The organism is Fundidesulfovibrio butyratiphilus, from assembly GCF_054657235.1.
Genome location: NZ_BAAHXA010000002.1, coordinates 431,813 through 445,621, shown reverse-complemented (window position 1 = coordinate 445,621; position 13,809 = coordinate 431,813). Strand labels below are relative to the sequence as shown.

Sequence of the window (13,809 nt, the reverse complement as noted above, 5' to 3'; positions counted from 1 at the left end):
TGGATGGGACTTGGTCGTCAAGGCGATCAGCAAGGGACGATGTATCTGGCCTGGGACGAGATTCCCCGGTCGCGCGGTCACGCCTTTTACGACCGTCTTCAGCAGATTTTGCGCAAATCCGGGCTTGACGCCTTCGCCGAGAAGCTGTGCAAGCCGTTCTCCTCAGCCAAGGGTCGTCCCTCCATTCCGCCTGGGCGGTATTTTCGGATGCACCTGGCGGGGGTATTTCGAGGGTATCGGCAGCGAACGAGACATCGAGTGGCGGTGCGCCGATTCACTCTCGCTCCGGGACGTTCTTCAGCTTTCGACCAAAGAGTCTGTCCCGGATCATTCCTCGCTCAGCCGGACACGATCGCGATTGCCCTTGGCGATCCACCAGGAGGTGTTCACCTGGGCGCTCAAGGTCTTGAGCAAAGAGGGACTGGTCATAGGCGCCCGGATCGGCGTGGACGCTTCGACCATGGAGGCCAACGCGACGCTCAAGACCATCGTGCGCCGGACACGGGCGAGAGCTACCGGCAGAGGCTTGTGCGCATGGCAAGGAGAGCGGACTCGAGTCTCCGACGGATGAAGACCTGGCGCGGATGGACCGCAAGCGCACGGGCAAGACGCTTTCGAACAAGGACTGGCGTTCTCCGGTCGATCCCGAGGCGAAGATCACCAAGAGGAAGGATGGCCGGACGCACTTGGCGTACAAGCCCGAGCACGCGGTGGATCTGGAAGCAGCGCGGTGGTGGCGGTCGAAGTCCACGAAGCGGACAAGGGCGACACCTCGACGCTGCCAAAGACGCTGGAAGCGGCCCGGGAATGTTTGGGGCGAGTCACTCCCACACCGCCCTGTCCGGACGACTCGGCTGACCTGGTCGCGGACAAAGGGTATTTCTCGCGCGAGGGGCTCAACAGCTTGTTGAAAAATTCTTGCTTGCGCGTTGCTGCGAAAAGCAAGCAAACCCTCAACGGATGCCAACTACGCTTCGGGCTTGATTTTTTCTTGCGCCTTGCCAGCAAGTATTTTGAACAGGCTGCAAGAATCGACTTTTTCAACACGCAGTGAGCCTTCAAGGAAACCTACAACACCCGCTGGCGGATCGGGCGGCATGGCTACAGGACGCCAGAGCGGTACCGGAAGAAGCTCCTTGCGGCCATGGGCAAGGCGGCCTGATTGAGACGAAATACTGTCCAAGAAACCCTGGACCGCTACAGCGACCCGGTTCAAGCCGGTGCTGGACAAAATCAACAAGGTGCTGACGGAATACGCCCAGGACCACGCTCTGCTCAGCATCCAGGACATCAACGGCTTCGCCTACATCGACCCCTCCCTCAACATCACCGCCGCGATCATCAAGCAGGTCGATCAGATCGAAATGAAACTCTTCCCGCAGCTTCCGCACCTCGTTTAGCAGCCTGTTGGATAATCCTTTGAAGCCAGCGCGCGCCGCAGGCCGGGCGGAGCGAGACTGTCCATGCTCCCCCTCGCGCGCATCATCGCCAATTGCCCATCAGGATAAACGGCGCCCAGTAGTACGGATGCGCGAAGGTCGGGCCGGTCCAGGGTGTGGCCTCGACCGGGGCCTGCGTGGGTTTGGCAACAATGGAAAACGGTAGGCCGCGCGCCTTGCCGGCCGCGTCGGTCGCGGCCGCCTCGCCGTTGATGAAGCGAATCTGCGCCTGACGCAACGCTTCGGCCTTGGAAAGATTCTTTTCCTGACGCAGGCGGTAAAAATCCCGCATGAAATACCCGGTGCTCGCATCCGCGACCGGCCAAAGCGTGGCCAGCACGGCCTTGGCCCCCTTTTTCTGGGCGACGATGGCCAAACCATCGAGCTCGCGCCCGTCGGCATCCTGAGGGATGACCCCGGTTTCGCAGGCTGACAATGTCAGCAGGTCGACGCCCGCAAAATCGTAGCTCCCGAGACGAAACTGGGCCAGGGTTAAACGTTGTCCCCCGCCCAAGAGAAGAAACGAGTCCGTGTCCCGACCGCCGGGGTGAAACACAAAGTGCGAGGCCACATGGACCGCCGGCCGGCTCTGCAGCACCTCTTGAGTAAAAGTGCCCAGATTGAAATCCTCGTTCAGGTAGATGACGCCGGACAGTCTTTCCTTGTCCATCGCACCGGAGGGCCGGATGATGCCGTTGAGTTCCTCGACCACACCGGGCAAGGCGGCATACTCGCCGCCTGTGCTCACGCCGAAACCGGTAACGCTCCATTCCCGCCGGGAAGTTTGCCCGAAGTTCCCACGCATAACCGGCGTAAAAAGGGAAAGACTGAAACGCTCAACCAGGTAGGCCTGACCATTGTGCAGGGCGGCCATGGGCACATACCGCAAGGCCCCGTCCAGGGAAAAGACAAGATGATCCGTTCCCAGGCGTTGCAAATCCTTGATCACCGGAGCCAGGAGCAGATCAAAGAGTTTGCGACCGGAGGGAACCGGATCGGCACGGGGATCAAGCAAGGCTTGGCGAAATTGACCGACCAGACGGTTCAGCTCTACGGAAGGAATATACGAACAATAGGAGTGCTCTTCCGTAGCGGTAGTCAGCAGAATGTTCAGACGGTCGGACCTCACGATATAGGAGAGCATGGCCGGCCGACCGGGAACTCCTTCCAGCTCTTTCCCGGCGTCGCCGTCGAAACGCTCGGCCTTGAGCCGCTCATAACGATCGGATTGCACAGAGGCGAAGGCGGCGGCACACTCCTCAAGGAGATGGACGCAGGCCGTGCGGCCAGCCGCAAGTTGGGTTTTTACGGCTTCCAACCGCTCGTTCTCCTCGGGAGCCCTCTGGATTTTCCGCTCAAGTTCCTGGCGCTTGGCATCGAGCTCGGCGAGGCCTGCCGCGGCTTGGGCAATACGATCGGCCCAAGGTGATTCAAAAGAATTATACAGGGCTTGTGCGTGGCGAGGATCGCCCGCACGGATGTCCTTGCGGGTGTATTCGAAGTGCTCCTGCTCCTTGAGCATCACCAGAATTTGTTGCGCTTCGCTCAATCTCCCCTCCTGCATGAGGAGATCGATCAGCTCTCGGTAGATCGTCTGTTTGCGATCAAGAAAAGACTTTTGGAGGATTTTGTCCAAAGGCTCCATACGTTGTCGCAGCGTTTGAACGGCATTGACCGACAGTTTTCCAAAAAAAATCGCTGCGGCCTGATTGTCGGTAGCGCGCAGGCTGTCACGCATGATGCCGCAGGAAGTCTGCACATCCACGATATCGTTATATTGACTGGCCAGAGCAAAGGCAAGGCGGGCCAAGTCCGTAGCGCATTGAGAGTTTTTTCTGTGTTGACAAATGAATGCCAGAACATTTGTTAGAAAAATCGTCTTGGGACTGTTTTCCAACCTTTTGTCATAAATATCCATGCATCGCTGTATCATTTGCTCCGATTCATTATTTTCCTCATCAATATAAAGCAGCACAATGGCAAGGAGCGCCATGCTGTCGGCGGTGTCCGTATGGTCAGGTCCCAAAACATTTGTCTGAATGACCAGCGCCTGCTTCAAAAGTTCAGAAGTCCGAGCAATATTTTTCCGAAGGAAAAACATTAACGCCTTGTTTTTCAAGATATTGGCAAGCTGTAAGTGTTTTGGGCCCAGTGTTTTTTCCGTGATGGCTAGAGCCTGCTCGAAAAACGGCTCGGCTTTGTCATACGCCCCCAAATTACAATACAAGACAGCCAAAACCTCCAGGCCCTTTGCCATGTCGGGCGATTCCAACTCCTGCGATTTCCAAATAGCCAAGGCCTGCTGCAACAGGGACTCGGCCTTGGCATACTCCCCTCGCAGATTGCAAAGAATGGCCAAGCTTTTATAGAGAGTGGCAGACTCTGGGGAGTTCATCTTCCCAGACCGGGAGAGAATATCCAGAGCTTCTTGCAGAACGTGCTCTGCCTGCGAATACTCCCCCATTTGGATATATACATTCCCCAACGAAACAAGGGATCCCACAATGTCAAAACGAGAACTATCGTGGAAGTTGCGAAAGATATGTAGCGCCCTTTGGAGCTGTGCGTCCGCTGTCGTGAGGTCGCCGAGCAAGAAATTGACAAGAGCAAGTCTCGACAGGCTTTGCCCTATATACGGATGCTCAGGGAATAACCTTCGTTCATAGATAGCCAAAGATTCTTCACAGTACTTGTGTGCCTTTTGCAGGTCGCCCATATCAATAGAAAGCATTGCGAGCTTGGCGAGATAATCGGCCGTGTCAGTGTCCGTTCCATAATGCCACTGTTTTACCAATGAGATGGCCCGCAGCAACAGCTCCTCGGCCTGCTGAAAGGAATGCAGCGCCTTATGAATTTCAGCCAGCCTTGCGAGTTGCAGCGCCAACCCCACGTGGTTCGGTCCAAAAGCGTTCTCCCATAACTGCACAGCCTGTTGTGCCACTGGCAATGCCTCAACGTATTGCCCCTTGGCGACGAGTTCAGTCGCCCGAGCTTCAACGTGTCGGACATGATCCAAGACCGCATCGGCGACAAACGAATTCGGTTCCTCGCCTCTCGCCTTGGCCAAACGCGTCCCCAATTGCTTGAGAAATTCCAGATCGCCGCCCTGGTAACTCTTGAGAAGGCCACCCATTGCCTCCACGCCATCGGGATTGTAACGCAAGGCGGCTTCAAAAGCCGCTCTGGCCGCCGCATAGTCTTTGTGCCGGTAGAGTCCCCAACCCAGAAGAACTCTTGCCGCGTAGGAATCCGGCGCGGCCGCCACAGCCTTGCGGTAGGGCTCAAGATCCGGCTTCATCGCCTGCCCGGGGTATCCAGACAGGGACAAGAGATGCTCCCGCCGGACTTCCCCAAGAGTGCGAAGCGCGGCGAGGCTCAATGTCTCCTTCCAAAGCGCCTTGGCCCGAAAGCGTGGATCGATTGCCGGGCCTTGCGTCTCCAACAAGGCCAATGCGGCCGCGCGGAAACGCCGAAGGCCTGTAGACACATCCAACGGTAAAAAGGCCTCTGTTGTCTTTTTGGAAAACGCGTTGTAGAGCCAAGCCGAGACTCCAAGTTGTCCATGCACCGCAATTCTTCCGCCCATGACAAGGCGAGCTTGGGCAATGTTAGCCACCTCACCTGGCGATGGCCCCGTCTCCAGTCCCGCGATATAATCTGTAAATTTCTGACCCTCTGGAAACAGCTTGCCAATGTACCAGCCGAACTGGCAATATCGCAGTTTGCCATGAGCGGCCAACGTTGTTTCCAGCATATATTGCACGCCCAAGCCAATGCAGTCGTGTGACTGCCCTGTGGCTGGAAGTATAGGCAATACCAAGACCTTGAAGTGCGAACTCTCGTAATGCATGTCCGCTTTGTGCTTGGTATCGGCCAGGGCGCACCATGGGAAGGAGAGCAGAAGCAGCAAACACGTCAGGACACGAAAAACAAAAAACGGCATAGACGCACTCCTGAGCTGTGAAGAGTTTGCAGTATACCGTTTCTCTTTTCAAGAACAACCCTGCAGGCGCCGGCCGCAGCGGCGCAAGCGTGTCGCGTTCCACAAATAACTCGGCGCTATATTGGCAGGGCATCCCCTCGTATGTCACCGGATCGTTTGGAAATGGCCGCCACTCGCTTCGGCGTTGCGGGCGTCACGGGCGAGAGTGGCTGTCGTTCAAGCGTCTGGACCGCGACACTCGGCCAACGCGGCGGGCTGCTGGCGCAGCATGTCCTCCGGGATCATTTCGATGATCTTGTCGGCGGCCTGTTCCTCGCTGTCGTACAGCGAGCTGTCTATGGTGACGTGATATTTCGCCGAATTGCGCCATTCTTCCCCCGTGTACTCCAGGCAGTAGTTGGCGCGTTCACGGTCCAGCTTTTCGAGCTCCTTGCTGGAAACCGATGCGCTCACGCCGTATTCCTTGATGATCTTGGACTTGCGGTAGGCCTCGTTGGCATGGATAAAGACATTGAAGCAGTGCGGGTTTTCCTTGAGGACAAAGTTGGCGCAACGTCCCACGATAACGCACGGCCCCTTGCTGCTGATGTCGCGGAGAATCTTGCTTTGCGTCAGGAAAAGCACGTCGGAGGGCGGGAGCTTGTCCTTCACATAGGCGTAGTTCTGCCTATAGAGTTCGTCGAGCAAGGTTCCGGCCAACTTTTGCTCGTTTTCCCGGATGTATTCCTCGGTAAAGCCGCTTTGTTCAGCGGTGATGTTGATGAGTTCCTTGTCGTAGAAGGCGATGCCCAATTTTTTCGCGATCTCCTGGCCGATGCCGTGCCCGCCGCTGCCGTATTCTCGGGAAATGGTGACGACAAGATACTGGTTGCGTTCCGCGGGCCGGGGGGCGAGCCCCTTCGGTCCGGGGGCGCCGTCGCCCAGCCAGGAGTCGATCCAGACGATCTTGCTGTTGTAGAACTTGACAAGAGAGCCGACCAGAAGGGCCGCGAGAACGGTCCCTTCGCGTATGCCTTCCAATCTGTGAAAAAAGAGCACGGTGCTGATCAGGCCGACGACGACCATCGAGCTGTCCAACGTGACCTTGACCTTGCCGAATCCCGTCTGAAACGTGTCGGAAAGGACCACGGCGAAACCGTCGCCGGGGAGATAGGTCAGGTTGGCCTTCACCAGCAGGAACACGCCGAATGCGATGAACACGCAGCTCAACAGGCACAGCGACATCTGCCATGCGTAGGCGGAGACGTTGAGTCCGCCGATGACGTAGAGGGCCAAGTCGATACAGTAACCGAACACGGTGACCGCGGCCAGTTGCGAAAGATGGAGCCAGGTGAACCTCTTGCGCAAAATAAGGAACTGGGCCAGGACAAACAGCGCGTTCATCAGAATGGTCAGCTCGCCGATGGTGAGAGCGAATTTCAGGCTGTATATATACGGAATACAGGAAATGGGCGACACCCCAAGATTGGCCTTGACCGAAAACGCGACGCCGAACGCCAGGACGCTTATGCCGACAATGGTGACAAGGACCCGTTTGCAGGATGTTTTCAAGGGATCTCTCTGGTGCAATTGTTTCACGGGATTGTTTGAATCGGCCGGCTTCGCCCAAAACCATTCATACCGTTCTGAAACTGCAAGGGGCTCATGGCCGTCGGGGATCGAAAAGGGTGGTGAAACGTCGAAAAACTCATGCCCGCACGAGAGGCGAGCTCCTCGATGCGCAACGGCTTGGAGGAGTGCTCCCGCAGCCAGTCCAGCGCTTTCGTGATCTGCTGCCCGTGGCTTCCCTTCATGGCGATCTGGCGCAGAGGCATTCCCTGGTCGCCAACACGCAGCCGGTGGAGGATTTCTTTCCGCAACAACGGAGCCAATATCGGTATGTCCGTCGGCTCGTCAAGCAGCTCGACCACCCACGCCGCCGTCGGCGACGACGACAGCGTCGAAATCAAGACGGTGCCCCGGGTACGGCGCACTCGGCGTTTCCCCGTACCTTTTTGCATCCAGGAAACGCGGTCGCGGGGAGGGACGGGAAGCGCCCCGGCTCGTGGCCAAGGGCGTGTGCCGGAGCCGGAGTTGAAACACGTCGGCCCGGGACGAAATTCCCCGGTCGCGGTTCTCGCGGGGGCCGTAGCCGAAAACAGGCCTTCGCGGCGGCCGGCCGACCTCCCGTGTCCGCGAGTTACTTCCAATTGCCCATGAGGATGAACGGGGCCCAATAGAAGGGATGGCGGTACGTCCCGGCCGGCTCGGCGTGGGCGCTGGTGGGCGTCTGGCGCTGCGCGTCGGTCTGCACGGCTTGGCCGCGCCTGGTCGAGGCGGCGCACGAGGCCTCTCCCTTGATGAAGGCCAGTTGGGCCTGGCGCAGGGCTTCGGCCTTTGAGACATGTCCGTCCTGGTGCAGACGGTAGAAGTTGCGCATGAACAGGGCGGTGCTCTGATCCGCCACGGGCCAGAGCGTGGCCAGCACCCCTTTGGCCCCTTTCTTCTGAACCAGCGCCCCGAAGCCTTCCACCTCGCGGCCACCCTCGCCGTTGCCGCCCATGGCCGTCTCGCAGGCCGAGAGTGTCAGCAGGTCCACCCCGCCCAGGTAGTAGTCGCCGTCGCGGAGTTCCGAAAGCGACAGGGGCTTGCCGTCCCCCAGAAGCAAGAAGGACGACAGGTTGTCGCCCGGCTCGAACTTGAAGTGGCTGGCGATATGCAGGGCCGGGTAATTCTCCACCAGGGCGTCGCGAAAACTGTTCAGGGTAAACTCTTCATCCAGGCGCGCCACACCCGGCATGACCCCGTCCCCGCCCTTGCCGTCGCCCACGATGCTCCGAAGTTCGTCGGGAACCCCGGACAGGGCCGAGAACCCCCCGCAGGCCTTGCTCACCCCGAATCCGGCCAACTTCCACTCCGGTGCGGGTTCGTCCTTGATCTTGTCCCGAGCCGCCTCGGTGAACACGGCCACGGCATAGCGTTCGGCCAGGTACGATGTCTCGTCGCGCAGGGCCGCCACGGGGATGTACCGCAGGGCCCCGTCCAGGGAGACCATGAGGATCTTGGTTCCGGCCTCGGCCAAATCCTTTTCGATGGGGGCGACGAGGCAGGCATGGAGTTTTTTCGCGGCTGGCGCGGGATTGCTCGACGGTTTTTGCAGCGCCTGGCGGAACTCGTGGACCATGCGGTTCAGGTCCGCCTGTTTGACCTCCACCTTGCGGGCCAGAATCACCCTCGGGGTGGTCACCAGGATGCGCAGGCCGTCCGGGAGAACCAGATAATGCACCAGGGCGACCTCCGGTCCCAGGGCACGGACCATCCCCCGCAGGTCGGTGTCGAGTTGCTTGGCGGCCAAATCCGCCTTTCGGTCCTCGCCTTGCGCGTTGAAGGTCGCGACGATCTCCTTGAGGGTTTGCTGAAACGCCCCGTGGGCTTGATTCAGTTCGGCCCTCCCCGCCTTCAGGCGGGCGGTTTCCGCCTCCGTGCGGGCGCTGCCCTTCTTTTCAAGGTCGGCGACCTCCTTGCCCAGGGCGGCCAGGCCCTTTGCGGCCTTGTCCTGGCGGATTTCTGCGGCCTGCTCGCCCGGGTTCAACGAGACGGGAGTGAAGGTGACGTCCGCGCCGGAAGCGTCGCGGCGAACGAAGTCCAGGTATTCTTCCTCCTTGAGCATGCCCAGCACCTGCTGTCCCTCGGCCAGGCGTCCCTGGTCGATGAGCAGATCGGCCAGGCGGCGATAGACGGCCTCCTTGTCTTTCATGAAGGACTTCTGAAGGGACTGCCCAAGCGTGGCGATGTCCCGCCGCAGGGATTGGAGAACGCTCACGGCCCGCTTGCCGAAATAGATGCCCGCGCCCGGATTGCCCGTGCCGGCCTCGATCCGGGAAAGTCCGGACAGACAGCGCCAGAACAGCAGGGGCTCCCTCGTTTCGGTCAGGATGGGCAGGGCTTGTTCGTAGGCGGATCGAGCGGCCGGGATGTTTCCGGCCGCCAGTTCCATCTCTCCGGTCTTGACCAGGACTCGCGCGGTGAGTCCGACCGATCCCATTCGCCTGAAGGCGTCCAGGGACCGGGCATAGGCCTCGCGCGCCGCGTCATAGTCTTCGAGTTTGACATAGCAATTGCCGATGTAGCTTAAGGTATACCCCTGCCCCCGCACGTCGCCGATTTCCATGCGCAAGGCCAGGGCCTCCCGCAGGAACCGCAAGGCCAGCGTATACTGGCCAAGGAGACGATAGGCATCGCCAACGTTGCCGAGGGCGATCCCCTCGCCGCGCCGGTTTCCAATCGCCCGTTTTATCTTCAAAGCCCGCCGGAAATACCGCAAGGCCCTTTCGTATTGCCCGAGATCCTCATACACGACGCCGATGTTGTTGAGCACCGCGGATTCCCCGCTGCGGTCCCCGAGCTCCCGGTCGATCGCGAGCGCCTGTTTGTACAACTCCAAGCCTTCGCGATACCGGCCGCGCCGCTTGTGCACGATAGCGATGTCTCCGAGGGCGTCTCCCTCGCCGGAGCGGTAGCCGATCCTTCGGCTGATCTCCAAGGACAGGTTGTAGTTTTTCAGCGCCTCGTCATTTTGGCGCAGGTCATCGAGCACGGTTCCGACTCTTCTGAGCTGGATGGCCTGGCCTCGCAAGTCGCCGGTTTGCCGCGCGATGTCCAGGGCGAGCCGCACCAGTTGCAACGCCTCGTCGGTCCGTCCCTGCTTGCGATAAATCTTGCCGATGTTGCCCAGGCAGGCTGCCTCGCCCTGCCGGTCGCCGATCGCTTTGAAGAGGTCCAATGCCCGACGGTGCAGTTCCAGCGCCTGGTCGTATTGCCCAAGGTCCTCGCGCACCACGCCCAACCGATTCAGGAACTGGCCTTCGGCGCGCCGGTCGCCCGCCTGGCGGGCCAGTTTGAGGCCCTTTTCAAAAGTCTTCAGGGCGCGTTTGAAGTTGGAGGTCTCCTCCGCCTTGTTCCCCTGTTCCAGCAGGGCCGCCAGACGGCCCTGGCCGGCGGAGGCGGAACCCAGCGCCGCGGCCAACAGGAACAGGGTCAGGAAAACGATTGCGAGGTGTTTCATGGAACTCTCCAAGTCTTGCTGTCCGCGGGCATGCGATGCTGCGCTCCTGCCCGCCCGAGGCGCGAACACAGGGCATGCGGTCCTCTGGCCCAAGAGCCTGGTCGGCGTATGCATCGTCCCCTTGGTAGCCGAAAACAGTTAACGCGTGGCAACGCCGGTCGCTGCGCTCCTTCCAAACAGGAGGCGATACCGGAGACGTGTACCACACAGGCGGGTTCCATGAAAAGCATCGAGAAAACGTACGAACTGGGATCGACAAGGCTTGTCCCGATCGAGCCTGCGGACCCGGGGGACTACCGGGAGTCGCCCCCGGCGACGGGTTCGGCCCGCATATGATGGACCGCGCCGGGATCAAAGGACAGCCGCACCCGGCCTCCCTGGCGAACCTGGCCGCCGATGGCCAGCCGGTGCTCCAGCCGGGCCAGGAAACGCGCCGGGCCGCATTGCACCACGGCGGTCCAGGCGAAGCCGATCCGGTCCAAGGCCACCACCTCGCCGTCAAGGCTCACCCAGTGTTCGGGCGCGTCTAGGTTCAGGCCGACGGCTATGTCCTCCGGCCTGATGGCGGCGTGGCCCCGTTCCCCGGGTTGGCCCTGTCCCGGACCAAGCGCCAGGGACAAGCCGGCGAAGTGGCAGCGGCCGTCGGCGTATGTGGCCGGGAAGATGTTTTCCATCCCCACAAACCGGGCGATGAAGACCGTGGCCGGTTTCTGGAAGATGTCCAGGGTGGGGCCGGCCTGTTCCAGGCGTCCCTTGTTGATGACCGCCGTGTGATCGGCCAGGGTCAAGGCGTCCACGAAATCGTGGGTGACCATGAAGAACACGGCCCCGGTGGCCTGATGCAACTGGATCAGGCTCTGGCGCAGGCCTTCCCGGAACTGGGGGTCCAGCGACGACAGGGGTTCGTCCAGCAGCACCACGCCCGGCTTGCAGGCCAGGGCCCTGGCGATGGCCGTGCGTTGTTTTTCCCCGCCGCTCAGTCCCGCCGGCTTGCGGTCCAGCAGGGGGGTGATGCGCAGCATTTCGGCCAGCTCCCGGGCCAGGCGAGCGCCTTCGGCCCTGCCGATGCCGTGGTAGCGTTGGCCGTAGACGATGTTTTCCAGCACGGTCATATGGGGGAACAGGGCGTTGTCCTGGTAGACCAGCCCCATGCCCCGCCCCTCGGGCGGCAAGCGGGTGATGTCTTGGCCGTCGAGAACGATGCGGCCGTGTTGCGGCTTGGTCAGTCCGGCCAGGCTTTCCAGCAGCAGGGTCTTGCCGGAGCCCGTCGGTCCCATGATGGCGAAAAAGGCGCCCGCCTCCACCCGCAGGGAAACCGGTCCGAACGCGAAGCCGGGAAATTCCAGACGCAAGTCCTTGATTTCGATCACGACGCACGTCTCCTGGGTTGGGAGATCACCCGCAAGAAGAGAAAAAACACCATGGAGACCAGAATGAGGATCACGGCCACGGGCTGGGAATACTTCAGGCCATAGGCGGTGAACCGCTCATACATGAGCACCGGGGCGACCATGGGGTGGTAGGCCACGATGATGACGGCGCCGAACTCGCTGAGGGCCCTGGCCATGCACAGGATCAAGCCCACCAGCAGGTAGCGCCAGGAAAGCGGCAGGGTGACGCGCCAAAACGTGGCCCCGGGCGGGGCCCCCAGGGAGCGGGACACGTTTTCCAGGCGGGCCGGCACGCCTTCGAAGCCCGCCTTCACCGTGTTGACGAAAAACGGCATGCCCACGAACACCAACACCGCTACAATACCGGTCACGCTGCCCAGCAGCGACACGCCAAAGGCGTTCAGGGCGTCGCCGACCCAGTGGCCGCGTCCGGCTATGGAGAGCAGGGCGATGCCCACCACCGGATGGGGGATCATGATGGGCAGGTCGATGCAGCTTTCCACGATCCGTTTGCCCGCGAACTCGCGCCGGGCCAGGAGATAGGCCAGAGGCGTGCCGAACGCCAGGGCGATGAGGGCGGCCGCGGCCGAAGTGGACAGGGACAGCCACACCGCGCGCAGCACGTCGGCGTCATGCAGGGTTTCCCAAAAGATCTTCGGGTCCGGGGCCAGCATCACGTGGGCCAGGGGACCGAAAATAAAAAACAGGACCAGGGCCGAGGAGCTCAGCATCCAGGCGTAAAACGCCATGGACGGGAGACGCCGACGCCTGGCCGGCGTCTCCCGCGCGGCCGCTCCCGGAGGGGCGGTGGGAGTCATGACCTTATGGCTTGACCGCGACATAGGGTTGCAACGCGGCGGGCATGCTCGCTCGCATCTGCTCGGTGGGCACGATCACCGGGATGATCGGCGGCTGGCCCATGGACTTGAGCACCGCCAGGCCGCCCTTGGGATCGAACAGGTATTGCAAAAACGCCTCGGCGGCTTCCTTGTTCGGGGCGTTGTTCAGCATGGTGACGCCATAGGTGATGGACGACCCCACACGCTCGATGGTTTCTCCGGGCTTGGTTCCGGAAACGGACACCTTGGCCTGCGCGTAGAAGGGGTCCATGGCGTAATCGCTGAGATTGAGGTGGTTGTTCAAGGCGACGTACTTCAGGTTGTGCTGCACGGCCACAGACAGATATTCCCAGGCGTAGTCCATATTGCCGGACTCCAACAGGGACACGAGCTCCACGGACTTGGGCCGCACGTTTTCCATGGGCCGGTTGGCCAGGAGTTTGTCGTACAGGCCGGGCTTTTTGTAATAGAGCTGGGCCAGTTGCATCACCATGAGGCTGCGATATCCGCAGGGGTCCACGTTCGGGTCGGCATGTCCCCAGACCACGCCCTTGCGTTGCAGGATCTCATACCAGTTGTCCTGGTTGATCTCCTTGGCGAACTTGGACTTGTCCGTATAGCAGAGCACCATCTGGTTGGAAGCGAACCGGGCGTTCCAGGAGGCGAACTTCGGAATCAGATTCTTGTCGATGACCACGTAATCGGCCGAGGCCATGATGTCGGCCGGTTTTCCCACTTCGGAGATGAGCCGGGCCATCTTGGTCGAGCCGCCGGCTTCCCGCTGGATATCCACCTTGGGGTATTTGGCTTCGAAATCCTTTTCCATGGCCGCAAAAGGAACGGAAAGCGAGCCGGCATGAAAGATAACCAGTTTTCCGGACGGCTCGGCCTGACAGACCCCGCCCAGGGCCAACGGCGCAAGCGCGCCCACGACAAGCAGCGTCATCAGCAGGCGAAACATGACGACCTCCTTACTATTGCGTTTCCGCAGTGTTTGATGGTTGCAAGGCTCTCACAAGAGATTCCTCCCGTCCAGGCCGGCGTTCGCCCCGATGCTCCCGGTTCCCCTGGCCGGCCGGGGAGGCCAGCAGGCCGCCCAAAAAGTCGATTCGTGCAGCCTGCTCAAAAAACTTGCTGGAAAGGCACGAGAAAA

General features: G+C 60.6%; 8 protein-coding genes and 1 pseudogene. 2 read left to right on the top strand and 7 right to left on the bottom strand.

Annotated features, from left to right (window positions below; all coding sequences use genetic code 11):
* Window positions 1–3 precede the first annotated feature (3 nt).
* Window positions 4–907 (top strand): annotated as a pseudogene (locus tag ACYQ01_RS12995) (transposase); the annotation flags it as partial.
* Between the two features lie 313 nt (window positions 908–1,220).
* A complete protein-coding gene (locus tag ACYQ01_RS12990; protein ID WP_459934287.1) occupies window positions 1,221–1,400 on the top strand; it encodes an OmpH/Skp family outer membrane protein in 180 nt (59 codons plus the stop codon).
* A gap of 82 nt (window positions 1,401–1,482) precedes the next feature.
* On the opposite strand, the gene ACYQ01_RS12985 is transcribed toward ACYQ01_RS12990, so the two are convergent.
* The 7 genes from ACYQ01_RS12985 to wtpA all read right to left on the bottom strand — a co-directional run bounded on the left by ACYQ01_RS12985 (window position 1,483) and on the right by wtpA (window position 13,617).
* Entirely contained in the window at window positions 1,483–5,382 is a 3,900-nt protein-coding gene (locus tag ACYQ01_RS12985; protein ID WP_459934286.1) for a CHAT domain-containing protein, read from the bottom strand.
* 216 nt (window positions 5,383–5,598) lie between these two features.
* Complete coding sequence (locus tag ACYQ01_RS12980; RefSeq protein ID WP_459934285.1) at window positions 5,599–6,933, bottom strand: DUF6198 family protein; 1,335 nt, start codon at window positions 6,931–6,933, stop codon at window positions 5,599–5,601.
* Window positions 6,934–6,956: 23 nt separating this feature from the next.
* Window positions 6,957–7,331 carry an AraC family transcriptional regulator N-terminal domain-containing protein gene (locus ACYQ01_RS12975; RefSeq protein WP_459934284.1) on the bottom strand — a complete coding sequence of 125 codons (375 nt, stop codon included), beginning with the start codon at window positions 7,329–7,331 and terminating at the stop codon, window positions 6,957–6,959.
* Between the two features lie 230 nt (window positions 7,332–7,561).
* On the bottom strand, window positions 7,562–10,426 hold the full coding sequence (locus tag ACYQ01_RS12970) for a CHAT domain-containing protein (protein WP_459934283.1): 2,865 nt from the start codon (window positions 10,424–10,426) through the stop codon (window positions 7,562–7,564).
* Window positions 10,427–10,719: 293 nt separating this feature from the next.
* Window positions 10,720–11,796: an ABC transporter ATP-binding protein gene (locus ACYQ01_RS12965; protein WP_459934282.1), complete on the bottom strand. Its 1,077-nt coding sequence runs from the start codon at window positions 11,794–11,796 to the stop codon at window positions 10,720–10,722.
* On the bottom strand, window positions 11,793–12,635 hold the full coding sequence (locus tag ACYQ01_RS12960; RefSeq protein ID WP_459934281.1) for an ABC transporter permease: 843 nt from the start codon (window positions 12,633–12,635) through the stop codon (window positions 11,793–11,795). The genes ACYQ01_RS12965 and ACYQ01_RS12960 overlap by 4 nt, the downstream gene beginning before the upstream one ends.
* A gap of 4 nt (window positions 12,636–12,639) precedes the next feature.
* Entirely contained in the window at window positions 12,640–13,617 is a 978-nt protein-coding gene (gene wtpA, locus ACYQ01_RS12955; protein WP_459934280.1) for a tungstate ABC transporter substrate-binding protein WtpA, read from the bottom strand.
* Window positions 13,618–13,809: the final 192 nt, after the last annotated feature.